This is a genomic window from Erwinia sp. PsM31, from assembly GCF_030433775.1.
Classification (GTDB): domain Bacteria; phylum Pseudomonadota; class Gammaproteobacteria; order Enterobacterales; family Enterobacteriaceae; genus Erwinia; species Erwinia aeris.
In genome coordinates this window covers 50,055-75,614 of the sequence record NZ_JARUWZ010000016.1, presented here as the reverse complement: position 1 = coordinate 75,614, position 25,560 = coordinate 50,055, and the positions used below count along the sequence as shown (strand labels likewise).

24 protein-coding genes and 1 other annotated feature are annotated in these 25,560 nt (G+C 57.6%); of the genes, 9 read left to right on the top strand and 15 right to left on the bottom strand.

Features of this window, described 5'->3' with window-relative positions:
- Nucleotides 1-3: 3 nt before the first annotated feature.
- Entirely contained in the window at nucleotides 4-942 is a 939-nt protein-coding gene (gene ribF, locus QCD69_RS13840) for a bifunctional riboflavin kinase/FAD synthetase (RefSeq protein ID WP_253455377.1), read from the bottom strand.
- A gap of 306 nt (nucleotides 943-1,248) precedes the next feature.
- Here ribF and rpsT point away from each other — a divergent pair, with 306 nt between their 5' ends.
- Entirely contained in the window at nucleotides 1,249-1,512 is a 264-nt protein-coding gene (rpsT, locus tag QCD69_RS13835) for a 30S ribosomal protein S20 (protein ID WP_125290520.1), read from the top strand.
- A 182-nt stretch (nucleotides 1,513-1,694) separates the two neighbouring features.
- Here rpsT and nhaA read toward each other — a convergent pair whose 3' ends face one another.
- Nucleotides 1,695-2,855 carry a Na+/H+ antiporter NhaA gene (gene nhaA, locus QCD69_RS13830; protein ID WP_253455378.1) on the bottom strand — a complete coding sequence of 387 codons (1,161 nt, stop codon included), beginning with the start codon at nucleotides 2,853-2,855 and terminating at the stop codon, nucleotides 1,695-1,697.
- A 204-nt stretch (nucleotides 2,856-3,059) separates the two neighbouring features.
- On the opposite strand from nhaA, the gene QCD69_RS13825 reads away from it, so the two are divergent.
- Nucleotides 3,060-3,989, top strand: coding sequence for an Rpn family recombination-promoting nuclease/putative transposase (locus tag QCD69_RS13825; RefSeq protein ID WP_301252440.1), 930 nt, complete (start codon nucleotides 3,060-3,062; stop codon nucleotides 3,987-3,989).
- A gap of 79 nt (nucleotides 3,990-4,068) precedes the next feature.
- Here QCD69_RS13825 and dnaJ read toward each other — a convergent pair whose 3' ends face one another.
- A complete protein-coding gene (gene dnaJ, locus QCD69_RS13820; RefSeq protein WP_301252438.1) occupies nucleotides 4,069-5,211 on the bottom strand; it encodes a molecular chaperone DnaJ in 1,143 nt (380 codons plus the stop codon).
- 105 nt (nucleotides 5,212-5,316) lie between these two features.
- Entirely contained in the window at nucleotides 5,317-7,230 is a 1,914-nt protein-coding gene (dnaK, locus tag QCD69_RS13815; protein WP_253455380.1) for a molecular chaperone DnaK, read from the bottom strand.
- Nucleotides 7,231-7,531: 301 nt separating this feature from the next.
- Here dnaK and satP point away from each other — a divergent pair, with 301 nt between their 5' ends.
- Nucleotides 7,532-8,104, top strand: a complete 573-nt coding sequence (satP, locus tag QCD69_RS13810) for an acetate uptake transporter (RefSeq protein ID WP_301252437.1) — start codon at nucleotides 7,532-7,534, stop codon at nucleotides 8,102-8,104.
- 36 nt (nucleotides 8,105-8,140) lie between these two features.
- Here satP and QCD69_RS13805 read toward each other — a convergent pair whose 3' ends face one another.
- The 3 genes from QCD69_RS13805 to tal all read right to left on the bottom strand — a co-directional run bounded on the left by QCD69_RS13805 (nucleotide 8,141) and on the right by tal (nucleotide 11,219).
- Nucleotides 8,141-9,442, bottom strand: a complete 1,302-nt coding sequence (locus QCD69_RS13805) for an MFS transporter (RefSeq protein WP_253455382.1) — start codon at nucleotides 9,440-9,442, stop codon at nucleotides 8,141-8,143.
- A gap of 114 nt (nucleotides 9,443-9,556) precedes the next feature.
- Nucleotides 9,557-10,144, bottom strand: a complete 588-nt coding sequence (gene mog, locus QCD69_RS13800; RefSeq protein ID WP_301252436.1) for a molybdopterin adenylyltransferase — start codon at nucleotides 10,142-10,144, stop codon at nucleotides 9,557-9,559.
- A gap of 121 nt (nucleotides 10,145-10,265) precedes the next feature.
- On the bottom strand, nucleotides 10,266-11,219 hold the full coding sequence (gene tal / locus QCD69_RS13795; protein WP_253455383.1) for a transaldolase: 954 nt from the start codon (nucleotides 11,217-11,219) through the stop codon (nucleotides 10,266-10,268).
- Nucleotides 11,220-11,458: 239 nt separating this feature from the next.
- Here tal and yaaA point away from each other — a divergent pair, with 239 nt between their 5' ends.
- From yaaA to QCD69_RS13780, 3 genes are all read left to right on the top strand, one after another.
- The gene (yaaA, locus tag QCD69_RS13790) at nucleotides 11,459-12,235 is read left to right on the top strand and encodes a peroxide stress protein YaaA (RefSeq protein WP_301252434.1); all 777 of its coding nucleotides are present in this window, start codon (nucleotides 11,459-11,461) and stop codon (nucleotides 12,233-12,235) included.
- Between the two features lie 117 nt (nucleotides 12,236-12,352).
- Nucleotides 12,353-13,351: a type III secretion system chaperone gene (locus tag QCD69_RS13785; protein WP_301252433.1), complete on the top strand. Its 999-nt coding sequence runs from the start codon at nucleotides 12,353-12,355 to the stop codon at nucleotides 13,349-13,351.
- A complete protein-coding gene (locus tag QCD69_RS13780) occupies nucleotides 13,348-15,021 on the top strand; it encodes a hypothetical protein (RefSeq protein ID WP_253455386.1) in 1,674 nt (557 codons plus the stop codon). Before QCD69_RS13785 ends, QCD69_RS13780 begins: the two co-directional genes overlap by 4 nt.
- Nucleotides 15,022-15,316: 295 nt before the next feature.
- Here QCD69_RS13780 and thrC read toward each other — a convergent pair whose 3' ends face one another.
- From thrC to QCD69_RS13755, 5 genes are all read right to left on the bottom strand, one after another.
- On the bottom strand, nucleotides 15,317-16,603 hold the full coding sequence (gene thrC / locus QCD69_RS13775) for a threonine synthase (protein ID WP_301252432.1): 1,287 nt from the start codon (nucleotides 16,601-16,603) through the stop codon (nucleotides 15,317-15,319).
- Between the two features lie 3 nt (nucleotides 16,604-16,606).
- Entirely contained in the window at nucleotides 16,607-17,536 is a 930-nt protein-coding gene (gene thrB / locus QCD69_RS13770; RefSeq protein ID WP_253455389.1) for a homoserine kinase, read from the bottom strand.
- Between the two features lie 2 nt (nucleotides 17,537-17,538).
- On the bottom strand, nucleotides 17,539-19,998 hold the full coding sequence (gene thrA / locus QCD69_RS13765; protein ID WP_253455391.1) for a bifunctional aspartate kinase/homoserine dehydrogenase I: 2,460 nt from the start codon (nucleotides 19,996-19,998) through the stop codon (nucleotides 17,539-17,541).
- Nucleotides 19,999-20,020: 22 nt separating this feature from the next.
- Nucleotides 20,021-20,145 (bottom strand) — a sequence feature (Thr leader region).
- Nucleotides 20,078-20,152, bottom strand: coding sequence for a thr operon leader peptide (gene thrL / locus QCD69_RS13760; RefSeq protein ID WP_301252455.1), 75 nt, complete (start codon nucleotides 20,150-20,152; stop codon nucleotides 20,078-20,080). (Overlaps the previous feature by 68 nt.)
- 188 nt (nucleotides 20,153-20,340) lie before the next feature.
- A complete protein-coding gene (locus QCD69_RS13755) occupies nucleotides 20,341-21,039 on the bottom strand; it encodes a tRNA/rRNA methyltransferase (protein WP_253455393.1) in 699 nt (232 codons plus the stop codon).
- Nucleotides 21,040-21,644: 605 nt separating this feature from the next.
- Between QCD69_RS13755 and arcA the strand changes: the two genes are divergently transcribed.
- The gene (gene arcA, locus QCD69_RS13750; RefSeq protein ID WP_125290506.1) at nucleotides 21,645-22,361 is read left to right on the top strand and encodes a two-component system response regulator ArcA; all 717 of its coding nucleotides are present in this window, start codon (nucleotides 21,645-21,647) and stop codon (nucleotides 22,359-22,361) included.
- A gap of 49 nt (nucleotides 22,362-22,410) precedes the next feature.
- On the opposite strand, the gene creA is transcribed toward arcA, so the two are convergent.
- Nucleotides 22,411-22,884: a protein CreA gene (creA, locus tag QCD69_RS13745; RefSeq protein ID WP_253455395.1), complete on the bottom strand. Its 474-nt coding sequence runs from the start codon at nucleotides 22,882-22,884 to the stop codon at nucleotides 22,411-22,413.
- A gap of 174 nt (nucleotides 22,885-23,058) precedes the next feature.
- Between creA and robA the strand changes: the two genes are divergently transcribed.
- Nucleotides 23,059-23,940, top strand: a complete 882-nt coding sequence (gene robA / locus QCD69_RS13740; RefSeq protein ID WP_253455397.1) for an MDR efflux pump AcrAB transcriptional activator RobA — start codon at nucleotides 23,059-23,061, stop codon at nucleotides 23,938-23,940.
- A 28-nt stretch (nucleotides 23,941-23,968) separates the two neighbouring features.
- Here robA and gpmB read toward each other — a convergent pair whose 3' ends face one another.
- Nucleotides 23,969-24,616 (bottom strand): 2,3-diphosphoglycerate-dependent phosphoglycerate mutase GpmB, encoded by a 648-nt coding sequence (gene gpmB, locus QCD69_RS13735; RefSeq protein ID WP_253455399.1) that lies wholly within the window; start codon nucleotides 24,614-24,616, stop codon nucleotides 23,969-23,971.
- 51 nt (nucleotides 24,617-24,667) lie between these two features.
- Between gpmB and yjjX the strand changes: the two genes are divergently transcribed.
- A complete protein-coding gene (gene yjjX / locus QCD69_RS13730) occupies nucleotides 24,668-25,210 on the top strand; it encodes an inosine/xanthosine triphosphatase (protein WP_253455401.1) in 543 nt (180 codons plus the stop codon).
- On the opposite strand, the gene trpR is transcribed toward yjjX, so the two are convergent.
- Nucleotides 25,196-25,525 (bottom strand): trp operon repressor, encoded by a 330-nt coding sequence (gene trpR, locus QCD69_RS13725; RefSeq protein WP_125290501.1) that lies wholly within the window; start codon nucleotides 25,523-25,525, stop codon nucleotides 25,196-25,198. The genes yjjX and trpR overlap by 15 nt on opposite strands.
- Between the last annotated feature and the right edge of the window lie 35 nt (nucleotides 25,526-25,560).

Sequence of the window (25,560 nt, the reverse complement as noted above, 5' to 3'; positions counted from 1 at the left end):
TGTTTAAACCGGTGCGCTCAGCCCAAAAAAAGTTCGGGCCGCCACCACGTCTTTAGCAATTTGCTCTTTGAGCGCGTCAAGCGAGGAAAAACGCTGCTCGTTTCGTATTTTTTCGCACAGCACCACTTCTATATGGCGCCCGTACAGGTCAATTGCAACGTCCAGCAGATGCACTTCCAGCTGCTGACGTATGCCCGCTACCGTGGGGCGCGTGCCGATATTGGCGACGCCGGGCAGCGGCTTGTCGCCCAGGCCGCGGACCTCGACGGCATACACGCCTTTTACCGGCGAAACATAGCGTCTTAACGGCAGGTTAGCGGTGGGAAAGCCGATGGTGCGGCCCAGCGCGTCGCCGTGCACTACGCGGCCGGAGATGCTGAAAGGGTGCCCCAGAAGCGTGGCCGCCAGCGGCAGATTGTCTTCCGCCAGCGCCTGGCGCACCGCCGTGCTGCTGATGCGCTTGCCGTCGTCGCAAAAAGTCTGGGTGCTGATAACGTCAAAACCGTAGTCGGCGCCCGCTTTCTGTAATAACAGGAAATCCCCTTCGCGACCAGCGCCAAAGCGGAAATCGTCGCCGACCGCCAGCAACCGTACACCCAGCTTATCGACCAGCAGATCGGCGACAAAACTGTGTGCCGACAGCGCGGCAAAGCGTCGGTCGAAACGCAGGCAAAGCACCGCGTCCACGCCCGCCTCGTCCAGGTAGCGAAGTTTTTCGCGCAGTCGCGTCAGCCGCGCAGGCGCTTTATCGGCCGCAAACAGTTCCAGCGGCTGCGGCTCGAACAGCATCACCACCACCGGTAAATTACGTTTACGCCCTTCCTCGCGCAGCCGGGACAGTAGCGCCTGATGGCCGCGATGTACGCCATCGAAATTGCCAATGGTGAGAACGCAGCCGCGATGCTGCTCCCGGAGGTTATGTATGCCGCGGATAAACTTCATGGCTGGCTCAGGTTCGTGGAAATCGGCGGATTATACCAACTACCACCAGGAAGGTTAACCCGCGAATGCGCCTTTACCGCGTTAATGCGGGCTTTTTCTGTCGCGGCTGACGGGCGATACCATTTTTCTTGTGAATAAGCTGTATTCATCGCCATGAAGCTGGTAGAATCTTGCGCCATCGAAACGTAACCAGGTGTCGTTGTTTCAGCGGCGCTTATTTGCACAAATCCATTGACAACCACGGGCTAAAGAGGCATATTCCTCGGCCTTTGAATTGTCCTCATAGAACTATTTGGGAGTTGGACCTTGGCTAATATCAAATCAGCTAAGAAACGCGCCGTAACGTCTGAGAAGCGTCGTAAGCACAACGCTAGCCGTCGTTCAATGTTGCGTACTTTTATCAAGAAGGTATACGCGGCTATCGCTACTGGCGATAAAGCAGCTGCGCAGACTGCATTTAATGAAATGCAGCCTATTGTGGACCGTCAGGCAGCTAAAGGCCTGATCCACAAAAACAAAGCGGCACGTCATAAAGCAAACCTGACTGCTCAGATCAACAAACTGGCTTAATCGCCCGTCTGTTAATCAGCTTTGATAAAGAAACCTGCTCAGGCAGGTTTTTTTATGCCCGGCGTTTGGCTCCGGGCTTTTTTATGTCCGCCATTCGGCCCCGGCCTGAGTTTGCCGCCTCCTGAACGCCGGCCTTAGCCGCAAGAGACAACGGCAAGCGGTGAGCCTGCCGTCGTCCTCAATCAGCGCAGCTTGATACGCAGCAGCGTATAGCCTACCAGCGCAGAAACAATCGAGCCGGTAAGAATACCCAGCTTCGCCAGCGTCACCATCTCCTCATGCTGCGCATCGAAAGCCAGCGAGGCGATAAATATCGACATGGTAAAGCCAATCCCGCACAGCACGCCGATGGCGCAAATATCCTGCATACGCGTGTTTTCCGGCAGCGCCGCGATGCGCAGCCTGACGGCCAGCCAGCAGATTAGCGTGATACCTAACGGTTTGCCGATAAACAACCCTAAAATAATGCCCAGCGGCACGGCGGAGAACAAACCGTCCAGCGAGACGCCGCTCAGCGAAACGCCGGCATTGGCGAAGGCAAACAGCGGCAGGATCAGCCAGCTGACCCAGGGCGCAAGCCCGTGAGCCAGGTGGATAGCCGGAGAATGGCCGTTCTGTTTCTCCAGCGGCACAAAGAAGCCGACAATCACGCCGGCCAGCGTGGCGTGCACGCCCGACTTCAGCACCGCTACCCACAGCACCATGCCAACCAGCATATAAATAGCGATATTACGCACGCCCAGCCGGTTCAGTAACGCCAGCACCACGATAGCCCCGGCGGCCACGCCAAGCGAAGCCAGCGACAGATCCTGCGTATAAAAGAAGGCGATGATCAGGATGGCGCCCAGGTCATCAATCACCGCCAGCGCCATAAGAAACATTTTCAACGCTGGCGGCACGCGGCTGCCCAGCAGCGCCAGAATACCCAAAGCAAAAGCGATATCCGTGGCGGTAGGAATAGCCCAGCCGTGAACGGCCAGCGGATCGTTATGATTGAGCAGGGCAAAAATCGCGCCGGGCGCGATCATGCCGCCAATAGCCGCAATCAGCGGGAACATGGCCCGTTCACGCGTGGCCAGCGAGCCGGAAACCAGCTCGTGTTTGACTTCCAGCCCAATCATCAAAAAGAACAGCGCCATCAACGCATCGTTGATCCACAGCAGCAGATTTTTGCTGATATCCAGCGAGCCAAAACGGAATTCCACCGGCATGGCAAGAAGAGACTGGTAGGCTTGTTGGGTGCCGGCCGAATTGGCCAGATACATAGCGATAGCGGCAGCGATAATCAATACCACGCCGCCGGTTGCTTCATTATTGAGTAATCGCTTAATCGCGGATTTCATTGCAATCTTTCCTGATAAACAAATCGTGCGGCCTGACAGCATACGCGTTTCTGACGGCAGGAAAAACGGTTTGCGGTGGTTTATCGGGCAAAAAGGCTGCCGGAGAAATTATTTACGAGGCGCGCCGCATCGCGCTGTTAACGCCCTTAACCGGATAAAACGGGCATGACATGATGTCGGCATTATTTTTCTGATTCAGGATCGATGATGAAAACCCTTTCGCCTGTACCGCATGATGGACTATTTAAAACTTTTCTGACTAATACCGACACTGCGCGGGATTTTCTGTCGTTCTATCTGCCGCCGGAGCTGCTTGAAATCTGCGATATCACCACCTTGCAGCTGGAGTCGGGCAGCTTTATTGAAGAGAATTTGCGGACTTATTTCGCCGACGTGCTCTATTCATTGCGGACCAGTAACGGCACGGGCTATATCTATACGCTAATAGAGCACCAGAGCAGTTCGGATAAGCATATGGCCTTCCGCCTGATGCGCTACGCGATAGCGGCTATGCAGCGACATATAGAGGCGGGACACACGGCGCTGCCTTTGGTCGTCCCGCTGCTGTTTTGTCATGGTCGCGCCACGCCCTGGCCCTATACCACAGACTGGACGGCGCTGTTCGCTGAGCCGGAGCTGGCCCGACGGCTCTATACGCGAAGCTTTCCGCTGATTGACGTCGGCGCGATGGATGATGCGGATATCATGAAACACCGCCGGATGGCGATGCTGGAGCTGCTGCTGAAGCACGCCAGAACGCGCGACCTGGCGGAGCTGACGGAACAGTTGGTGACCCTGTTGCTTGCAGGTTATACTACGAACGAGCAGTTAGTAACCTCAATGAACTGGATGATGCAAACCGGCACGGCGGGTAATCCGGAAAAGCTGCTGCAGGAGCTGACCAGCCATTTATCGTCACAGGAGGACGTGTTGATGACTATTGCAGAATACCTTGAACAAAAAGGATTAACTAAAGGGCTTCAAAAAGGGCGAACCGAAGGCGAGCGCGAGGCCACGCTAAAAATTGCCCGCGCCTTGCTACAGAATGGCATTGCCCCTGACACGGTATCGAAAACAACCGGCCTGTCGGAGCAGGAACTCACCAGCCTCAGCCAGGCTAACCCAACGGCGTAGCCCCGGCGCTGACCCCTTTGCGCTTGCCATAAAAAACGGGCGGTTTAAGCCGCCCGTCTGGTTCTGCACGCTATAAAGGCTAGCGGGTCAGATCGTCAAAGAATTTCTTCACGCCGTCGAAAAAGCTTTTCGAACGCGGACTGTTCTTCTCGCCGCCCACGCCGCCAAAGCTCTCTTCCAGCTCGCGCAGCAGGCTTTTCTGCTTCTCGCTCAGGCTGACCGGCGTTTCCACGACCACACGACACAGCAGGTCGCCCTGCGCGCCGCCGCGTACGGATTTAACGCCTTTGCCGCGCATACGGAACAGTTTACCGGTCTGCGTTTCCGCAGGCACTTTCAGCTTAACGCGCCCGTCCAGCGTCGGCACTTCGATTTCGCCGCCCAGCGCCGCCATTGCAAAGTTGATCGGCACTTCGCAGTACAGGTTATTCTCTTCACGTTCAAAGATAGGATGCTTGCGCACCTGCACCTGAACGTAAAGATCGCCCGCTGGTGCGCCGTGCTCGCCCGCTTCGCCTTCGCCTGAAAGACGGATGCGGTCACCGGTATCCACGCCTGCCGGGATTTTTACCGACAGCGTTTTAGAACGCTCTACGCGGCCATGTCCATGACAGGCGTTGCAGGGATCTTTGATAACGGAACCGCGACCGTGACAGGTCGGACACGCCTGCTGCACGGTGAAAAAGCCCTGACGCATCTGGACCTGACCCTGACCGTGACAGGTCGGACAGGTTTGCGGCTGCGTGCCCGCTTTGGCGCCGCTGCCGTGGCAAACGTCGCACTCTTCCAGCGTAGGGATGCGGATCTCTTTGGACACGCCGCGGACGGCTTCTTCAAGCGTCAGCTCCATGTTGTAGCGCAAATCGGCGCCGCGCGCAGCACGCTGCTGACGGCGTCCTCCGCCGAAGATATCGCCGAACACGTCGCCAAAGATATCGCTGAAGTCTGCGCCGCCGCCGCCAAAACCGCCGCCGCCGCCGCCACCCATGCCGCCCTGTTCAAAGGCTGCATGACCGTACTGGTCATAAGCCGCACGCTTCTGCGCATCGGTCAGAATTTCGTAGGCTTCTTTGACTTCTTTAAATTTTGCTTCTGATTCTTTGTCGCCCGGATTGCGATCGGGGTGATGCTTCATCGCCAGGCGTTTATAGGCCTTTTTGATTTCGCGCTCGTCCGCCGATCGCGAAACGCCCAAAATCTCGTAGTAGTCTTGCTTCGCCATTATGGTGATCCTGCCCTAAATATGCGTGAACGGGCGTGGAGAACACTCCGACGCCCGTAGGTTTCACTGGGGGCCTTGCGGCCCGCCGTGCCCGCTCAAGGGCGATTATTTTTTGTCTTTAACTTCTTCGAACTCGGCGTCGACCACGTCGTCGTCTTTCTTCGCGGAAGCGTCGGCTGCATCAGCTGCGCCGCCAGCGGCCTGCTGCTGCTGAGCGAACTCCATCAGCTTGCTGGAGACTTCCATCAGCGCCTGCATTTTCGCTTCGATTTCCGCTTTGTCTTCGCCTTTCAGCGCGGTGTTCAGATCGGTCAGCGCGGCTTCGATTGGCGCTTTGTCGTCCGCAGGCAGTTTGTCGCCCGCTTCGTCCAGCTGCTTACGGGTGCTGTGCGACAGATGATCGGCCTGGTTGCGAACCTGTACCAGCTCTTCAAACTTACGGTCTGCTTCGGCGTTAGCCTCGGCGTCGCGCACCATTTTTTCGATTTCATCGTCGTTCAGACCAGAAGAAGCCTTGATGGTGATCTTCTGCTCTTTACCGCTGTTTTTGTCTTTCGCAGAGACATGCAGAATACCGTCGGCGTCGATATCGAAGGTCACTTCGATCTGCGGCATACCGCGTGGCGCTGCCTGAATGCCGTCTAGGTTAAACTGGCCCAGCGATTTGTTGTCCGCCGCGCGCTTACGCTCACCCTGCACCACGTGAATGGTTACCGCAGACTGGTTGTCTTCCGCCGTTGAGAACACCTGGCTGTGCTTGGTCGGGATAGTGGTGTTCTTGGCAATCAGCGCGGTCATCACGCCGCCCATGGTTTCGATACCCAGGGACAGAGGAGTAACATCCAGCAGCAGCACGTCTTTCACGTCGCCTGCCAGTACGCCGCCCTGCACCGCTGCGCCTACCGCTACCGCTTCGTCCGGGTTCACGTCTTTACGCGGCTCTTTGCCGAAGAACTCGGCCACTTTCGCCTGCACCATTGGCATACGAGTCTGACCGCCGACCAGGATAACGTCGTTGATGTCGGAAACAGACAGGCCAGCATCCTGCAGAGCCACTTTCAGCGGCTCGATAGAACGGCTCACCAGATCTTCTACCAGCGATTCCAGCTTCGCACGGGTCACTTTGATGTTCAGGTGTTTAGGACCTGTTGCATCAGCAGTGATGTACGGCAGGTTAACGTCGGTCTGCTGTGCGGAAGAAAGCTCGATTTTCGCTTTTTCTGCCGCTTCTTTCAGACGCTGCATCGCCAGCGGATCGTTGTGCAGATCGATGCCCTGATCTTTCTTAAATTCTGCTACCAGATAGTTGATCATACGGCTGTCGAAGTCTTCGCCGCCCAGGTGGGTGTCACCGTTGGTCGCCAGCACTTCGAAAGTTTTTTCGCCGTCAACTTCATCGATTTCGATGATAGAGATATCGAACGTACCGCCGCCCAGGTCATATACCGCGATAGTACGGTTGCCCTGGCCTTTGTCCATACCGTAAGCCAGCGCGGCTGCGGTTGGTTCGTTGATGATACGTTTTACGTCCAGACCTGCGATACGGCCGGCATCTTTGGTCGCCTGACGCTGCGCATCGTTAAAGTAGGCTGGTACGGTGATAACCGCTTCGGTTACCGGCTCGCCCAGGTAATCTTCCGCCGTTTTCTTCATTTTTTTCAGCACTTCAGCAGAAACCTGCGGCGGTGCCATTTTCTGGCCTTTTACGTCCAGCCATGCGTCGCCGTTGTCGGCGCCAACGATCTGGTAAGGCATGATTTTAATATCACGCTGCACTTCTTCGTCCTGGAAGCGACGGCCAATCAGGCGCTTGATCGCAAACAGGGTGTTCTGTGGGTTAGTCACGGCCTGGCGTTTAGCAGGCTGACCAACCAGCGTTTCACCATCCTGGGTGTAAGCGATGATGGATGGCGTAGTGCGATCGCCTTCCGCATTCTCCAGTACACGCGCTTTGCCGCCATCCATGATCGCGACACAAGAGTTTGTTGTACCTAAGTCAATACCAATAATCTTGCCCATCTAAACGTCTCCCACTTAAATTCATTTCAAATCAGGTTATGCACACTTAATGCGGGCGGTTTTGGCCGTTTCAACTCCCGGCTTCACGCTTTTTTTCGCTACATAACCCTGGATGCCAAATAAGATGGGGCCTGCGCGCCCGGCATCAAGGGGCGAGTTAAAAAAAATTTCGTTTTTATCCTTATGGCAGATCAATGTCGCCCGCCCGGCGGCTCTTTATGATGCCGCGCGCTTTGCAGGAAAGCGGCGGTCAGCCGCCCTGCCCGCGCCTCTTCTTAATTTCTGTTATAGCTGAGGACTTATGCATAACAACAAACTGGCCAATCCTGGGCCGCTGGGTCTGATGGGGTTTGGGATGACCACCATACTGCTGAACCTGCACAACGCAGGATTTTTCCCGTTAACGTCCGTGGTGCTCAGCATGGGCATTTTTTTTGGCGGCCTCGCGCAGATCCTGGCTGGCCTGCTGGAATATAAAAAAGGCAACACTTTCGGCCTGACGGCGTTTACCTCCTATGGCTGCTTCTGGCTTAGTCTGGTCGGCATGCTGCTGCTGCCGTCGCTGGGGCTGGCTGCGCCGACGGATGCGGTTTTTCTTGGCGTCTGGCTGGCGCTGTGGGGCATTTTCACCCTGTTTATGTTCTTCGGCACGTTGCAGGCCAACCGCGCCTTGCAGTTTGTCTTTGCCAGCCTGACGCTGCTGTTCGCGCTGCTGGCGACTGGCAATATCAGCGGCAGCGAGCGCATTCTGACGCTGGCCGGTTTCGAAGGCATTATTTGCGGCGCGAGCGCGATCTATCTGGCGATGGCGGAAGTGATTAACGAACAGCTGGCGCGCAAGGCGCTGCCAATTGGCGAGGTAACGCGGGCATAAAAAAAGCCCCGTGTGGATAATCACGGGGCCTGTCTTTTAGCGAACGCTGACCTGATTTAATAACGGTTGCCTGTCGCTACGCAGCAGCCAGCCGCCCAGCACAAAGCCCATCGCCGCCAGGCTCAGCACGTACCAGAGCGGCGCCATGGGTGTCAGCTTCATGATAAAAGTGACGCAAATGGGCGTCAGCCCACCAAAAATGGCGTAGGCGACGTTATAGGAAAACGAAATGCCGGTGAAACGCACGTCCGCCGGAAACGCTTTCACCATAATAAAAGGCGTGATGCCCACTACCCCTACGCACAGGCCAGCCAGCGCATAGGCGGCATAAAGATACTGTGGCGCCGCCGCGGCCACGTAAAAAAAGCAGGCGCTGCCGCCCGCCAGCAGCAGGCTGCCGACCATCAACGTCTTACCCGCGCCGAAACGATCTGCCGCCGCGCCCGCCACCACGCAGCCGATAAGCAGCATAACGGTCGCCAGGCTGTTGGCCTGTAAAGTTTGCGCCGCCGGTAGCCCATAGGTTTTCTGCAGCAGCGCGGGTGCCATCAAAATGACCACCACAATGCAGGCGGAAAGCAGCCAGGTAAGCAGCATGGAAACGATCACACTCCGACGATGCGCCCTGACGATGGTTTTCAGCGGCAGCTCCTGCGCCAGCGCCTTGCGTGCCTGCATTTCCGTAAAGACCGGCGTTTCATGCAGCCAGCGGCGCAGATAAAGCGCGATCAGGCCAAAAATCCCGCCCAGAAAAAAAGGAATGCGCCAGCCGAATGTCGCGATGCTTTGGGCCGACAGCGTGGTGGCGATCAGCGTGGCAACCAGCGATCCCAATAAAATACCCGCCGTCAGTCCGGCGGTCAGCGTGCCGCAGGCGAAACCGATCCGTTTTTCCGGCACGTGCTCCGCCACAAAAACCCAGGCACCGGGCACTTCGCCGCCGATGGCCGCGCCCTGTAACAGGCGCAGCAGCAGCAGCAGTACGGGTGCCGCCACGCCCAGCGACGCATAGTCAGGCAGCAGCCCCATCGCCAGCGTCGGCAGGGCCATCAGCAGGATGCTCAGGCTGAACATTTTCTTCCTTCCCCTGCTGTCGCCAAAATGGGCCATGATAATGCCGCCAAGCGGCCGCGCCAGATAGCCTGCGGCAAAGATGCCGAAGGTCTGCATCTGTCTTAGCCAGTCGGGGATATCAGCCGGAAAGAAGCGTTCGCCTATGACCGCCGCGAAAAAAACAAAGATGATAAAATCATAGAACTCCAGCGCGCCGCCCAGGGCGGCCAGAGAGAGGGTTTTGTAATCCTGCCGGTTCAATCGGCGAGTGCTGTTATTGTGCATGATCGTCGCGCAGCCAGAAGTGAGGGAATAAGAGCGTGTAAAGCCAGCATGACTATACCGTTCATTTTCCGCTACACCAGCAGCGCTGAACTTTATGCCTGAATCCGGAAATTTTTAGCTGTTTGTTTCGCGTTTGGCGCTTTTAGGACGAAATGCTGCTACTACCGCCTCATGCGTTTCCACATAAGGGCCATCCAGCAGCTGGATGCAGTAGGGCACGCTGGCGAAAATGCCGTGCACTTTCGCTTTGCCGTCCGCGTCCTTTAAGCCTTCCAGCGTCTCTTTGATCGATTTTGGCTGCCCCGGCAGATTAATCACCAGTGACTGCTTGCGGATCACGCCAACCTGGCGCGAAAGGATAGCGGTCGGCACAAAATTCAGGCTGATCTGACGCATCTGTTCGCCAAAGCCCGGCATTTCGCGATCCGCGATAGCCAGCGTAGCGTCTGGCGTCACGTCGCGTCTGGCCGGCCCGGTTCCGCCGGTAGTCAACACCAGATGGCAAAACAGCTCGTCCACCAGCTCGCAAATGGCGTGCTCAATCATCGGCTGCTCGTCGGGCACCAGCCGTTTCTCAACGGTAAAAGGCGTCGCCAGCGCCGTAGAAAGCCAGGCTTCCAGCGCCGGTAAGCCTTCGTCCTGATAGATGCCGTTAGCCGCGCGATCGGAAACGGAGATCAATCCTATGCGTAAAGTATTCATTGTGTCGTCACTGTGAGGCCGGCCGCGGGAGGGCGCGGTTTTATAAGGGGAACAGGGGAAGGATAAACATTGCCACGCTTGATGTACAGGACGCGGCCGGCGAGCCGACCGCGTGAGGGAATTACAGCAGTTCGGCGAGCATCTTATCCAGCTTGGCCTGGTCAAGCGCGAAGTTGCGAATGCCCTGCGCCAGCTTATCAACCGCCATTGGATCCTGGTTGTGCTCCCACAGGAATTCCGCTTCGGTCATTTTAGCGGGACGCGCTTTGACTTCGCCGGTGTAGGAGAGCTTACGCTCCAGCGTGCCTTCGCTTTCCGCCAGCTCTTTCAGCAGCGCCGGGGAGATGGTCAGACGGTCGCAGCCGGCCAGCTCAACGATCTCGCCTACGTTACGGAAGCTTGCGCCCATGACCACGGTTTCGTAACCGTGCTGCTTGTAGTACTGGTAGATTTCAGACACGGAAACCACGCCCGGATCTTCATGCGGCGCGTACTCTTTCTTGTCGGTATTGGCTTTGTACCAGTCCAGAATACGGCCAACGAAAGGAGAGATCAGGTAGACGCCCGCTTCGGCGCAGGCGCGGGCCTGAGCGAAGGAGAACAGCAGCGTCAGGTTACAGTTGATGCCTTCTTTTTCCAGCTGCTCGGCGGCGCGAATGCCCTGCCAGGTGGAGGCCAGCTTGATCAGGATGCGGTCGTTGCTGATACCGGCATCGTTATAGAGCTTGATCAGCGCGCGCGCTTTATTGATGCTGCCTTCGGTGTCGTAAGAGAGACGCGCATCGACTTCCGTAGAGATACGACCCGGCACCAGCTTCAGGATCTCCAGACCAATTTTGACGTTCAGCATATCTGCCGCGTACTGGATCTGCTCTTCTTTGTTGCTGGTCTGCTCGCGCGCCCACGTTACGGCTTCATCGATCAGCTTACGGTATTCCGGGATCTGTGAGGCATTCAGGATCAGTGAAGGGTTAGTGGTAGCGTCTTGCGGTTGATACAGCTTCATCGCTGCGATGTCGCCGGTATCGGCAACAACGGTGGTGAGCTGGCGCAGGGAAGTCAGTTTGTCCGTCATGGTTGTCATTCTCTCAGAAGAGTTATCGGGTTCTTGAAACTGTCTGCCACGGATAATATCACGCGAGACCGACCATGCAAGGTAAGCTTGCGGCCAGGCCACTGAGTGCTAAATCGCGCCCTTTATTTAGCTAATTTGTCCGGGCCGATAGCAGTGATTTGTCGTGCCACGGCGCTTTTTTGCTACACTGCCTGCGCTTTTTTTTGCCCTCCGATGGCGTATTACATAAGGATTCTGTCATGTTGATGGTGATCTCCCCGGCCAAGACGCTGGATTTCGCAAGCCCGCTGGCGACCGCCCGCTTTACGCAGCCCGCGCTGCTGAATGATGCCAAAAAGCTGATTGACGTGGCGCGCGACTTGACGCCCGCGCAGATCGGCTCACTGATGAGCATCAGCGACAAGCTGGCCGATTTAAACGCCGGTCGTTTTCAGGCATGGCATACGCCTTTTACGCCGGATAACGCGCGCCAGGCCATTCTGGCTTTTAAGGGCGACGTTTACGCCGGACTTCAGGCGGAGACCTTCAGCGAAGACGACTTCACCTTTGCCCAGCAGCATCTGCGCATGCTTTCCGGGCTTTACGGCCTGCTGCGGCCGCTGGATCTGATGCAGCCTTACCGTCTGGAGATGGGCACTAAGCTGACCAATCCTGCCGGTAAAGATCTTTATGCCTTTTGGGGCGACAGGCTGACCGAAGCGCTGAACGCGGCGCTGGCGGAACAGGGCGACGACGTGCTGATTAACCTGGCTTCCGATGAGTATTTTAAAACGGTGAAGCCAGCGAAGCTGCAAGGCCGCATCGTCAAGCCGGTGTTCCTGGACGAGAAGAACGGCAAGTTTAAGGTTATCAGCTTCTACGCCAAAAAGGCCCGTGGCCTGATGAGCCGTTATATTATCGAGCGCCGCCTGACGCAGCCGGAACAGCTGAAAGCGTTCGACGTTGACGGCTACTTTTTCGTGGCTGACGAAAGCAGCGAGCGCGAGCTGGTGTTTAAACGTCACGAAATCGCCTGATCCCGCTTTCGCGGGCGAGCCGCCTTTTCAGATCCAGCCATAGCGTTTTGTTATGGTGCCGAACCGCGCCGCCGATCGCTCTACTCAAGGTTTATCTGCATCAGCCTTGAGGTAATTATGGATCGGCAAGCGCTTCTTAAAACCGTCACTGACAGGGCCTGGCACGCCACGCATCCTCCCACCGTAAACGCCGCCGCGCCCACGCTGCAAAATCCGCTGCCCGTTGGCTCGCATGCCTGGCTGCAAGCGGCAGCGGCGCAGTTTGGCGTAGACGAAAAGGCGCAGCAGCAATTTGCCACAACCGGCCTGCTCCGCCTGGACGCGCTGCATGTAGTTATGATTTGCCAAAGCGAAGATCCCGTCCCGCTGTGGCTCGTCGTTGGCTATTTGCGCACGCCCCAGGCAATCCATTCTGAAACCTGGCAGCAGCTGTTGCTGCGCGCTAACGGCGTGGCGATGGCGATGAACGGCATCAGCCTCTCGCTGGATGAACAGGGTACGACGCTGCTGACCAGACGCCTGGCTTTTGACGCCGTTGATGATGCGCTGGCGCTGGCGGCCATCCTTAACGATATCGACGCCCTTGCCGCCAGCCTGATCGATTTACTGCTGTCTCTCGGCCAGCCCGAGGCAACGCAGCAAGCAGACAAAGCGCCAGCGCTGCCCGGCTGGGTCATGGGCTGGCAGCAGCAGACGGCTTTAAAAATCGACGCGCTGGCGGCACAGGCGCTGGCCGCCCGGTGGCACTACCCGCTGGTGCAGCAGGCTGTCGCCGCGTTAGAACTGCCCGCAACGCAATACCAGCTCAACGGCTGCCTCTGTTCGCTACGCTTTCCCGAGCGTGAGATAGCCATTACCGCCGACGGTGACGGCCGCCACCTTTTCCTTTCCACGCCGCTTGAGCTGAAGAAGGATGACGCCCGTCGGCTGCTGGTCGCCAACGGGGATTTACAGCCGCTGACGCACTGCTCGCTGGGGCTTTATCAGGAAGAGGTCAGCCTGCTCTGCCGCTGGGATTCCCTGGGGCTGGACGGCCTTGATTTAGCCGAATGGCTGGCAAATCTGATGACCCTGACCATGGCTTTCAGTAGCGATACACAGAGAGGCGACTTATGACTGATTCAATCCAGCGCGCGCCCGCCCTACAGCAGATGACCGTGCAGAACAGCCGGGGCGATATTGAAAGCGGCCCGCTGCCCACGGGGCCAGCGCGCGCGGCCAGAGCGAGTCACGCGGCAGGCCAGTTTTTTTCCGGCCTGGCGGAGGGCGCCAGAAAAGGGTTACAGACGACCTCGGGCGGCCTGCAAACCGTTGGCAACGCGGCATGGGGCGGCTTAAAAACCGGCGGCAGCTACGCCGCCGACAAAATGACGGTAGCGGGCAAAGCGGGCTGGCAGGGCACGAAGTATGTCGGTAATCAAAGCTGGAAAGGCGCAAAAATTGCCGGAAAAGCGGGCTGGAACGAAACCAAACACTCCGCCGTCACGCTGGGGAAATTCGCCTCTGCGCCGCTGCAAAACAAAGCCTGGGGCGCGCTGGGCGGCCATGCGCTACAGCAGATGGTGACCTGCGGGCTGCCGACGCTGATGCGCGAAGAGGCATTTATCGAGGCCTATAACATGATGCTGCCGCATCTGGCCGAGAAGCATCCGGCCGCCGCCGTGGGGCTTCAGGTCGCGGTGTCGCTGGCAAACATCGCCGCGCATCACCATATCAGGGAGCCGCGTCTGGCACGCGATCCGCAAAACAATGCCGTTGCCGTGCGCGGTCAGTTTGGCCTGAGTCCGGGCCAGGCAGACGTAATCCAGCGCGATAAGCCGCAGGAATGGCAAAATATGACGGACAAACACCAGCAGGACTCACAGCGCGTAACCGGGCAGCAGGTCGCCGCCGAACTGATGAATATAGGCATGTCGGCGGCTGGCGTGCTGACCGGCAACCCTGGCTTAACCACCCGCGTGCTCAGCACCCAGCTGCGCAACGTGCTTTACGCGGCCTCGCGCGAATCTTTGCAGGCGACCGGCAGCATGGTGGCCTCGCGCGACGGCAAACCAAGCCACGGCGTCAGCGATGGCGATATGCGCACCAACGGTGCCTGGTACACGCTGAATACGCTGGCGATGGGCATGTTGCAGGACGGTCTGATCCAGAAAGCGCTGCCGCAGGGCTATACCGTTTCCGGCCCTGAAATTCGCGATGCGGCCGGGCAGCGGCTCAGCGGGAAAGAGCTGCACGCGATGGCGGCGCTGGTTTCCGGCATCCGGGCCGCCTGCAACACCGTGATTGAGACGGGCGACGCCTTTCTGGGCAAGCATTATGACGCCAAACGCGCGGGCGACTCGCAGAAGTTCTCCCCTTCCCTGCCGATGAAAGATTATGGCCGCCTGCTGGATCACTCCATTGCCCGCCTGAGCTGGAATAACTTCGCCAATGCCAGCACCCTGGCCGCGCAGCAGGTGCTGAATGCGGCGACCAAAGGCTCGCTGTCGCCGCAGCTCTCCAGCCTGCTGAACAACGGCGGCACCGCAGCCGCGTTTGGCCTGACCTACAAGATGGTGAACCAGATCTATCAGGCGCACAGTAAAGTGCGCGCCGCCGTAGCAGCTGCCACCAGCGGGCCGGTGAATATCACCGCCGCCGGACAGCCGAATCCGGCAGCGGATAGCCGTAGCCAGCAGGCGATTGCCGCGCCGCCTTCCGGGCAGCAAACGGCCGCTATTCAGCCTTCAGGGTCACCACAATCAACCGGAAACTCAGGAGAGCCCTCCACCAGCGGGACGGCATAACAGGCAGGAAAAGACCCTTACGGGTAAGGGCCAATGTTTGATGACAGACTTAAAAGCCTGCGACTCTACACTGTCGTTTTTGATAGCGACACAACCGCTTCACAGCGGCAGAGGCTGAGCGGATAAGCGGACCGTTTTCGCGCATGGACGCGCGAAACGAGCCTACATGGACGTATTCACGGCGTGTCCGTGTTCCGATCTGCCTCCGCTGCTTTCCACCGGCCCCAATGCGACTTGATGACAGAGGATGAGTGTGTCAACAATCTCAGGCCCTTATGAATAAGGGCCGCAGGCGTTATTTGTAAAGCAGGAAGTCGCGCAGCTCGGCGAAATCGGCGGCCATCTTGTGCGACAGCAGCGGCAGATCGGCGCGATCCGCCAGCTCCTGCGGCAGCGGCAGCGTCTGGCCCAGGATTTCTTCCACGCTCTCCTTGAACTTGGCCGGATGCGCCGTCCCCAGGAACAGCCCGAACTCGCCTTCCTGTAGCTGATCGCGCAGCAGTCGGTAAGCGATAGCGGCGTGCGGCTCGGAGATATAGCCCAGATCCGCCAGCTCGCGCATAGTAGCGCGGGTGGTTTCATCATCTACCGCGCCAAAGCCCAGGTCGGTCAGGCGCCAGGTTTTGCGGCGGAACAACTCCTCAACGCGCGGCCAGTTGTTCGGCTGGCTGACGTCCATGGCGTTCGACAACGTGGAAACGGTAGCGGCAGGCAGCCACTCGCCGCCTTTCAGGAAGCGCGGCACGGTGTCGTTGGCATTGGTGGCGGCAATAAAACGCTTCACCGGCAGGCCCAGTGATTTCGCCAGCAGGCCCGCCGTCAGATCGCCGAAGTTACCGCTCGGCACCGACACCACCAGCTGATTGCGTTTTTCCTGCGGCAGCTGCGCCACCGCTTCAAAGTAGTAGCAAATCTGCGCCAGCAGGCGGCTGATATTGATCGAGTTCGCCGAGTTCAGGCCGATGGCCTTCTTCAGCAGCTCGTCGTCGAAGGCCTGCTTGACCAGCGACTGGCAGGTGTCGAAATCGCCGTCGATAGCGATCGTCTGGATATTGCCTCCCAGCGTACAGAACAGCTTCTCCTGCAACGGGCTAATTTTGCCCTGCGGATAGAGGATCACCACGCGCACGTTGTCCATGCCGTAAAACGCATGGGCTACGGCCGCACCGGTATCGCCAGAAGTGGCGGTCAGGATGGTGATCTTCTCGTCCGCGCCGCTGACGTAAGAGAGCATCTGCGCCATAAAGCGGCCGCCGAAGTCTTTAAAAGCCAGCGTCGGGCCGTGAAACAGCTCCAGCGCAGAAATATCGTCGGTGACTCTCGCTACCGGCGCGGGGAACGCAAACGCGTTTTTCACACGCTCGTGCAGATGATGCGCGTCGATTTCGTCGCCGATAAAAGCAGAGAGAATTTTGCTGCTGCGGCTGACGAAATCCATCTCCAGCATGGCGTCGATATCGGTCAGCTCAAACTCCGGCAGCTCCAGCGGGAAAAACAGCCCCTGCTGGCTGCCCAGACCCTGTTTAACCGCCTGTGAAAAGCTGACCTGCTCGTTGTGATCTTTCAGATTATAAAGTTTCATGCGTTATCCCAGTTTACGTGCGCCAGCCGTGTCTAAGCGGCAAATATGGACGAAGCCTTCCTCGTTTTGCAGGTAGTGCTGGCGAAGCCAGTCTGCCATGCGCTGCGCCGTGTCGGCCTGATTACAGACGGCGAACAGCGTCGGCCCGGAGCCGGAAATGCCGCAGGCCAGCGCGCCGATATCCTGGGCGGCCTGGCGGGCATTGGCGAAGCCCGGTAACAGTTTAGTGCGGTAGGGTTCGGCGATCACGTCGCGCATCAGCTTCGCCGCCAGTTCCGGCTGCTGAGTGTGGCAGGCGTGAATAAAGCCGCCCAGATAGCGGCCGTGTTTGATGATATCTTCTTTGCGATATTGCGCAGGCAGGATCGCCCGCGCCTCGGCGGTGGAAACCTTGATGCCGGGATAGGCCATCACCCACAGCCAGTCATCAAAGCATGGCACCGGCTGGCTGATCGCGCCGTTCTCTTCCAGCATCAGCTGCAGGCCGCCCAGGAAACAGGGTGCCACGTTATCAAAGTGGACGCTGCCGGAAACCCGACCTTCCAGCTCGCCCATCAGCGTCAGCAGCTGGTTGTCGTCAAGCGGCCTGCCGCAATGTTCGTTCATCGCCATCAGTCCGGCCACCACCGAGCAGGCGCTAGATCCCAGACCGGAGCCGATCGGCATATTTTTTTCCAGCGTCATCGCTACCGGCACGCGTTTGCCTGTCGCCTCGCAAAAGCGATCCCAGCACTGCCAGACGATATTTTCCTGCGGATCGGCAGGCAGCTTGCTGACGAAGCGTCCCTCGTTGCGCAGGCTGAACTCGCTGGCCGCCTCCACCGTTACGCAGTCGCCCAGCAGCGTTCCGTCGACGGGCGAAACCGCCGCGCCCAGCACGTCGAAGCCGACGCTGACGTTGCCAATTGAGGCTGGCGCATAGATCTTAACCATGTTTAAACTCCCAACTTCCATGACAAGGTGCGTAACAGATCGGCAAACACGCCCGCGGCGGTCACGTCGTTACCGGCACCGTAACCGCGCAGCACCAGCGGTATAGGCTGATAATAGCGGCTGTAAAAAGCTAAAGCATTTTCGCCGTTTTTGACTTTATACAGCGGATCGTTGCCGTCAACGGCGTCGATCTTCACGTGGCAGCGGCCGCCCTCTTCAATCACGCCGACAAAGCGCAACACTTTGTCCTCATCGGCCGCGCGGCGTACGCGGGCGGTAAAAGCGTCGTCCAGCTCCGGCAGCCGCTGCATAAAGGTTTCCACGTCCAGCGCGTTAAACGCCTCCGGCAGCACGGCTTCGATTTCGATATCGCTCAGCTCCAGCTGATAGCCCGCTTCACGCGCCAGAATCAGTAACTTGCGCGCCACGTCCATCCCGGAGAGATCGTCGCGCGGATCCGGCTCGGTAAAGCCCATTTCGCGCGCCGTACGGGTCGCTTCCGACAGCGACACGCCCTCGTCCAGCTTGCCGAAGATATAAGAGAGCGATCCGGACAGAATGCCGGAGAAACGCAGCAGCTCATCACCGGCGTTAAGCAGGTTTTGCAGATTTTCAATCACCGGCAGGCCCGCGCCCACGTTGGTATCGTACAGGAACTTGCGGCGCGATTTAGCCGCCGCCGCGCGCATCTGCTGATAGTACTGCCAGGACGAGGTATTGGCCTTTTTGTTAGGCGTGACCACGTGAAAACCATCGGCCAGAAAATCCGCATACTGATCGGCTACGGCCTGGCTGGAGGTACAGTCGACAATCACCGGGTTAAGCAAATGATACTCTTTCACCAGACGGTTCAGGCGCGCCAGGTTAAAAGGCTCTTTGGCTTCCTGGAGCGCGGCCTGCCAGTTGTCCAGCGGAATGCCGTGCACGTTGGTCAGCAGCGCTTTGGAGTTGGCGATGCCGCAGACGCGCAGATCGATATGCTTGTTCTTCAGCCACGCCTGCTGGCGGGAAAGCTGTTCGATCAGCGCGGCGCCCACGCCGCCGATGCCGATCACAAACACTTCGATCACCTGGTCGGTGGCGAACAGCATCTGATGCACCACGCGCACGCCGGTCGTGGCGTCGTCGTTATGCACCACCACGGAAATAGAGCGCTCTGAAGAGCCCTGCGCAATGGCTACGATATTGATATTGGCCCGCGCCAGCGCCGAGAAGAACTTCGCGGAGATACCGCGCAGCGTACGCATTCCGTCGCCCACCACCGAAATCACGGCCAGATTTTCCATTACGTCCAGCGGCTCCAGTAGCCCGTCTTTCAGCTCCAGGAAGAACTCGTCTTCCAGCACGCGACGGGCGCGCAGCTGATCGCTTTGCGGCACGCAGAAGCTGATGCTGTATTCGGAAGAAGACTGGGTGATCAGCACCACGGAAATGCCGCTGCGGGACATGGCGGCGAACACGCGCGCGGCCATGCCGATCATCCCTTTCATGCCGGGCCCGGAGACGTTAAACATCGCCATGTTATTCAGGTTGGTGATGCCTTTTACCGGGTTATCGTCGCTGGCGCTGTCGCCGCCGATCAGCGTGCCGGGCGCCTGCGGGTTGGCGGTATTTTTAATCAGGCAGGGAATTTGAAACTGGGCGATCGGCGTGATGGTGCGCGGATGCAGCACTTTAGCGCCGAAGTAGGAAAGCTCCATCGCCTCCTGATAGGACATGGTTTTCAGCAGGCGGGCGTCCGGCACCTGACGCGGATCGCAGGTGTAAACGCCATCGACATCGGTCCAGATTTCGCAGCAGTCGGCGCGCAGACAGGCAGCCAGCACGGCGGCGGAGTAGTCGGAGCCGTTACGGCCCAGCACCACCAGCTCGCCCTTTTCGTTTCCGGCAGTAAAGCCCGCCATCAGGATCATATTTTCGGCAGGGATCTGCGCGGCGGCGATACGGCGAGTGGATTCAGGAATATCCACGGTGGACTCAAGATAGTGGCCAACCGCCAGCAGCTTTTCAACAGGATCGATCACGCTGACGCCGTAGCCGCGCGCCTGGAGCAGCCCTTCCATAATGGCGATCGACAGCTTCTCGCCGCGACAGATAATGGCGGCATTGACGCTGTCCGGGCACTGGCCGAGCAGGCCGATACCGTGCAGCACCTGCTTCAGCTGAGCGAACTCCGCATCCACCACGGCTTTCAGACGGGCGTAGGGAAATTTCGGCTCCGCTTCCGCCAGCCCTTGCAGCAAAACGTCAAAAATCTTTTCGGCATCGAGCAGGTTTACCTGCGCATCCTGCCCGCTGATGGTTTTTTCAATCATCGCCACCAGATGGTTGGTGATTTTGGCCGGCGCGGACAATACGGTAGCGACCTGTCCCTGCTTAGCATTGCTCTCCAGAATATCCGCCACGCGCAAAAATCTTTCCGCGTTGGCGACTGAGGTTCCACCGAATTTCAGCACTCGCATAATCATCTCCTGAATTTTTGCCGAAAAAAAAGCCCGCACTGTTTAAGGTGCGGGCTTTTTTTATTTTTTCCTGTATGCGTCAGCCCGCACCGTTACCTGTGGTAATGGTGGTGGTGGTAATAATGATTGTTGTCATCAGGCTGTAAGTACGCATTTTAGATTTTACTGTCTGTCTTGAATTTGTCCGCTTTCAGAAGTAAAGCAAAGCCCTGGCTAAGTCAATTTTTTTATCCGCAGGCGCAAATCGGCTGACAAAACGCCCGCCAGGGATTTGGCCTGAAAACAGATCTTAACCAAGGCGAAAGCCGCTTACCCGTAGCATGTCTTGCTATGTATAAAGCGTTAACCAGTTTTTTTATCTATAAGATTTTTTTCTATGTCGTGCAGCAGCCGGTGCAGCATAGCGGTGTCGCGCTGTTGCAGCGTGCCCAGACGCTGATCCAGCCAGTCGACCAGTTTGCGATCGTCGCTGACCTCAAGCCGCTCAACCAGCTGGCTGAGCCGCTGGCGCAGCGCCTTCAGCTGCTGACCGTCAGCCGTGACGGCCGGCACGGCGGCGACCTGACGCAGCGCCGACAGCTGATAGCAGTACACCATCACCGCCTGCCCAAGATTCAGCGAAGGATAGTCCGCCGCCATCGGAATGCCGGTCAGCAAATCCACCTGGTCTAACTCCTCATTCGTCAGGCCGGTATCCTCACGCCCAAACACCAGCGCCGCGCTGCCGATCCACTGCTGCTTTTCCGCCAGCTGGCTTTCTACCTGCTGCGGCGTGGCGTAATAGCGGAATTTTGCCCGGCTTCGCGCGGTGGTAGCGATGCTGAAGTCGATATCCGCCAGCGCGGCAGCCAGCGAAGGCCAGTGCGTAGCCTGTTCCAGGATCTCGCCTGCGCCATGCGCGACCCGTCGTGCGCCCGCTTCCAGATGCGCCTGACTGTTTACGATCCGTAATTCATCAAATCCCATGGTTTTCATGGCGCGGGCCGCCGCCCCCACATTTTCAGGTCGGGCAGGTGAAACAAGTATCAGGGGAAAACGCATAAGGGCCTTCTTAAGTTCAGTGTGGACATATCCTGAGGGTCCCGTGGCATAAGATGGACGGGAAACCTCTGCTATCATTTTAACAAATCAACAACATACTAACGACCTGTCTGACCAGCTATAATTATAAACTACGGCTTTTTTCCGCTGATTTTAGCGATAAAAACATTTATCTGACGATAATCTCATGTAGTTCAGGCAATTAAGAATTGTTAAATTTTATCTATACTCTTTGCAAAGAAAGCCGTTTATTTTTTCATCTTTGCGCGGCGCTTATCCAGCTAAATCGCCCTTTGGCGGGGCGTTTTTCAACGGCACCTCAACGTGCTACAATTGGATTGATATAAGTCAATTAAGCTTTATTTATTGGCTGTTGGTCGTGGCTTGTGCTGTTATGTTGCTGTTAATGAGGTTAGGATATACGCCATTTTTGACCTTGCCGAGACAGGGAATATACTTTTTTATCTGGTATTTTCCGGTCCATGAATGGCTTGTGAACATATTCCGTACAGCCCGCGTTACGCGTCAATCGGCGCCCGCGTATTACCCATACGGTAAATGCTGTATGCCCATATCGTTTTTTGGCAATTTTAGGTAGCGAACACATGCAGACCCCGCACATACTTATCGTTGAAGACGAATTAGTTACTCGCAATACTCTCAAAAGTATTTTTGAGGCCGAAGGCTACATGGTTTATGAAGCTACGGACGGTGCAGAAATGCATCAGGTTTTGACAGAGAACGACGTCAACCTGGTCATCATGGATATAAACCTTCCCGGCAAAAACGGCCTGCTGCTGGCGCGCGAACTGCGTGAACAGGCCAACGTGGCGCTGATGTTCCTGACCGGCAGGGACAACGAAGTCGATAAGATCCTCGGCCTTGAGATCGGGGCGGATGACTATATCACCAAGCCTTTCAACCCGCGTGAGCTAACTATCCGCGCCCGTAATCTGCTGTCGCGCACCATGAATCTGGCGCCGCACAGCGAGGAGCGCAAGCTGGTTGAAAGCTATCGCTTTAACGGCTGGGAGCTGGATATCAACAGCCGCTCGCTGATTGGCCCGCAGGGCGAACAGTACAAGCTGCCGCGTAGCGAATTCCGCGCGATGCTGCACTTCTGCGAGAATCCGGGCAAAATCCAGACCCGCGCCGATCTGCTGAAAAAAATGACCGGCCGCGAGCTGAAGCCGCACGATCGCACCGTGGACGTCACCATCCGCCGCATTCGTAAACATTTTGAGTCCACGCCGGACACGCCGGAAATTATCGCCACTATTCATGGTGAAGGTTACCGTTTCTGCGGCGACCTGCAGGAGTAAGCCGGTGCTGCGTTGAGGGGTCGTTTTTCGCGGCCCCCTCTCGCTTGCCTTAGCGGCTCCAGGGCATGATGGGAACGGCGCTTAACGCATTTTTAGGCGAGCCTTCCACCACCTTGTCGGAATAGCTAAGGTAAATAAGCGCGTTACGTTTGCGGTCGTAAAAGCGGACTACCTGTAGCTTTTTGAACACCAGCGAGGTGCGCTTACGAAACACCACTTCACCTTCTGCTTTCCCTTGGGCAATCTTGTCGCTGAGCGTTATCGGCCCAACCTGCTGGCAGGAAATAGCGGCATCCGACGTATCTTCCGCCAGACCTAACCCGCCTTTGATCCCGCCGGTTTTTGCCCGGCTGAGGTAGCAGGTCACGTTTTGTACATCGGGATCGTCAAAGGCTTCGACCATAATCTTATGATCGGGCCCAAACACTTTAAAGGTGGTATCGACCGAGCCGACCACTTCGGCGCGCACCGCAAGAGGGGTGAGCATTATTGCCGTGACCATTAACATTTTTTTCATTGTCATAACGTTACCATTGCATAGAAAATAGATGACATTGTAAGTTACCTCGCTTAGCGCTTTTACGCTGGCGGACCTGGCGTGCCCCGGTATAGCATACCGGACTAACAAAACGAAAGTTCACTCTCAGCAATCCCAGAACTGCTGCTGCACCAATATTAACCAGGATGAGGACGTTTTATGGATCAAGCCGGTATCATTCGCGACTTGCTAGTCTGGCTTGAAGGCCACCTTGACCAGCCGCTGTCTCTGGATCACGTCGCAGCCAGAGCAGGCTATTCAAAATGGCATTTGCAAAGGATGTTTAAAGAAGTTACCGGTCATGCTATCGGCGCCTATATTCGTGCACGTCGGCTGTCAAAAGCCGCGGTCGCGCTGCGCCTGACCAGCCGCCCTATTCTGGATATTGCCCTGCAGTATCGCTTCGACTCGCAGCAGACCTTTACGCGCGCGTTTAAAAAACAGTTTAACCAGACGCCGGCCTGGTATCGTCGCGCCTCCGACTGGCACTCCTTCGGCCTGCGTCCGCCGATCCGGCTGGATGACTTTCAGCTGCCCGAAGCCACTTACGTCACCCTGCCGGAAACGGTGCTGGTGGGACAAACGCAAAGCTATACCTGCACGCTGGAGCAGATTTCCAGCTATCGCGATGAGATGCGCCTGCATTTCTGGCGGCAGTTCCTGACGGAAACGGACACCATCCCGCCCGTGCTGTACGGCCTGCACCAGTCGCGGCCCAGCGTGGAAAAAGATGACGAGCAGGAAATTCTCTACACCACCGCCGTGCCGTCCGATAAGCTTTTCCATCCCGTCCCGGCAACGCAAACGGTGCTGCTGGAAGGCGGCGAGTACGTGCAGTTTACCTACGAAGGGCCGAGAACCAGCCTGCAGGAGTTTATCCTGCTGCTTTACGGTACCTGTATGCCGACGCTACAGCTGACGCGCCGCCACGGGCAGGATATTGAGCGTTTCCACACGCACGGCGGCAAAAGGCAGCCGGAACCGCCACAAGATATCCGCTGCGAATATCTGATCCCGATCCGCCGCCAGGCTGAGGAGTAAGCCGGTTCAGCCCGGCTTCGCGTCTTCGTTAGCGTTGCAGCTCGTCCAGCGCGGGCGCATCCAGATGCGACACGTCTCCCGCCGTTTCCACTACCCAACCGGACGCCAGCCAGGCGCTCTTTTGGTAATCGACGCGGGAAATGGAGCAGTTGCGCAGCCGTAGCCGACGCTCGGCCCACGCAGGCAGCCCCAGCAGCGTACTCACCAGCACGCCCAGCGCCATACCGTGGCTGACCAGCAGCGGACGGCTGCCGGCGGGCAGGTTCAGACAGGCGTTCAGCGCCTCGTGCATTCGCGCGGCCAGCTCCGTCATCGACTCGCCGTTCGGGATACGACCGTTTTCGGTGCCGTTGATCAGCGTGGCGCGCCAGCTCTCTTCTTCCGGCGTCAGCGAATCCAGCGGGCGCTTTTCCAGCACGCCCATATTCAGCTCGCGCAGACGCGGCTCCAGCGTCACTTCACAGCCGCAGGCGTCCGCGATGATTTCAGCCGTGCGTTTGGTGCGGCCCAGGTCGCTGGCGATGACGTGAGTAATGCCCAGATGTTTCATCCGTTCACCCACCTGCTGCGCCTGCTGCTCTCCTTTAGCCGTCAGCGCGCTGTCCGACTGTCCCTGAATGCGTCTCGCTGCATTCCAAAGCGTTTCTCCGTGGCGAACAAGATAGACCTGTAACATTGCTGTTTTCCGTTATACTGCGGCAAATTTGCGTAAGGGGTTCAAACAATTATGTACCATGTTGTCGCTGCAACCATTAATCCGGCAAAAATTAAGGCAATTTCTCAGGCTTTCAGCGATATTTTCGGTGAGGGATCCTGCCATATGGAGGGCGTCGAGGTCGACAGCGGCGTGGCCCTGCAGCCCCTTACCGATGCAGAAACGAGAACTGGCGCACGCCAGCGCGTGCAAAATGCCCGTCAGCTGCGTCCGCAGGCGGATTTTTGGGTGGCGATTGAAGCCGGTATTGAAGGCGAAAGCGCGTTTGCCTGGATGGTGATTGAAAACCGTCAGCAGCGCGGCGAGTCACGCTCCGCCAGCTTTACGCTGCCGCCGGTGGTGCTGAAAGGCATTGCGGCCGGACGCGAACTGGGCGAAGTGATGGCGAGCCTGACCGGCATTGAAAACATCAAGCATAAGGGCGGCGCGATCGGCGCCTTTACCGCCGGGCAGCTCAGCCGCACCAGCGTCTATCATCAGGCGCTGATCCTGGCGCTCTGCCCTTTCCATAACGCGGTATACCAGCAAAGCGCCGACGGATCAGATCTTATCTGAACCGTTCAGCAGCTGCGCCTCCAGCCAGGTTTTCAGGGCAGGCGGCGCGCTTTTCAGGCTGTTCGAGCCACGGGTGATAGTAGCGATGCCGACGCCCAGATCGTTTTTCAGCTCGCGCTGGCTCATCTCGCCGCGCATCAGCTCTTCGATAATACGCAGGCGCGTGCCCAGCGCCTCGCGTTCGTCCGGCGTCATCATCAGCTGAAGTAGCGGCAGGTGCAGTCCGTTGTCAAAAGCGTGCTGGAGCAGCACAACAAAGCGCTGCCACTCTTCGTTGTGCGGTTCCATCGTTACGGGAATGGAAGGTTCAGTCATAGGTGGCCCATACTCTTTAACTAGTACAGCAGTCT

Bases quoted from the DNA above. Each gene is read 5' to 3' on its own strand.
- thrA (WP_253455391.1), bottom strand. From the start codon at position 19,998: ATGCGAGTGCTGAAATTCGGTGGAACCTCAGTCGCCAACGCGGAAAGA.
- nhaA (WP_253455378.1), bottom strand. From the start codon at position 2,855: ATGAAATCCGCGATTAAGCGATTACTCAATAATGAAGCAACCGGCGGC.
- tal (WP_253455383.1), bottom strand. From the start codon at position 11,219: ATGACGGACAAACTGACTTCCCTGCGCCAGCTCACCACCGTTGTTGCC.
- QCD69_RS13780 (WP_253455386.1), top strand. From the start codon at position 13,348: ATGACTGATTCAATCCAGCGCGCGCCCGCCCTACAGCAGATGACCGTG.
- QCD69_RS13825 (WP_301252440.1), top strand. From the start codon at position 3,060: ATGATGAAAACCCTTTCGCCTGTACCGCATGATGGACTATTTAAAACT.
- satP (WP_301252437.1), top strand. From the start codon at position 7,532: ATGCATAACAACAAACTGGCCAATCCTGGGCCGCTGGGTCTGATGGGG.
- thrC (WP_301252432.1), bottom strand. From the start codon at position 16,603: ATGAAACTTTATAATCTGAAAGATCACAACGAGCAGGTCAGCTTTTCA.
- trpR (WP_125290501.1), bottom strand. From the start codon at position 25,525: ATGACTGAACCTTCCATTCCCGTAACGATGGAACCGCACAACGAAGAG.
- QCD69_RS13755 (WP_253455393.1), bottom strand. From the start codon at position 21,039: ATGCGTTTTCCCCTGATACTTGTTTCACCTGCCCGACCTGAAAATGTG.
- arcA (WP_125290506.1), top strand. From the start codon at position 21,645: ATGCAGACCCCGCACATACTTATCGTTGAAGACGAATTAGTTACTCGC.
- ribF (WP_253455377.1), bottom strand. From the start codon at position 942: ATGAAGTTTATCCGCGGCATACATAACCTCCGGGAGCAGCATCGCGGC.
- gpmB (WP_253455399.1), bottom strand. From the start codon at position 24,616: ATGTTACAGGTCTATCTTGTTCGCCACGGAGAAACGCTTTGGAATGCA.
- creA (WP_253455395.1), bottom strand. From the start codon at position 22,884: ATGACAATGAAAAAAATGTTAATGGTCACGGCAATAATGCTCACCCCT.
- dnaK (WP_253455380.1), bottom strand. From the start codon at position 7,230: ATGGGCAAGATTATTGGTATTGACTTAGGTACAACAAACTCTTGTGTC.
- robA (WP_253455397.1), top strand. From the start codon at position 23,059: ATGGATCAAGCCGGTATCATTCGCGACTTGCTAGTCTGGCTTGAAGGC.
- thrB (WP_253455389.1), bottom strand. From the start codon at position 17,536: ATGGTTAAGATCTATGCGCCAGCCTCAATTGGCAACGTCAGCGTCGGC.
- QCD69_RS13805 (WP_253455382.1), bottom strand. From the start codon at position 9,442: ATGCACAATAACAGCACTCGCCGATTGAACCGGCAGGATTACAAAACC.
- mog (WP_301252436.1), bottom strand. From the start codon at position 10,144: ATGAATACTTTACGCATAGGATTGATCTCCGTTTCCGATCGCGCGGCT.
- yjjX (WP_253455401.1), top strand. From the start codon at position 24,668: ATGTACCATGTTGTCGCTGCAACCATTAATCCGGCAAAAATTAAGGCA.
- QCD69_RS13785 (WP_301252433.1), top strand. From the start codon at position 12,353: ATGGATCGGCAAGCGCTTCTTAAAACCGTCACTGACAGGGCCTGGCAC.
- dnaJ (WP_301252438.1), bottom strand. From the start codon at position 5,211: ATGGCGAAGCAAGACTACTACGAGATTTTGGGCGTTTCGCGATCGGCG.
- yaaA (WP_301252434.1), top strand. From the start codon at position 11,459: ATGTTGATGGTGATCTCCCCGGCCAAGACGCTGGATTTCGCAAGCCCG.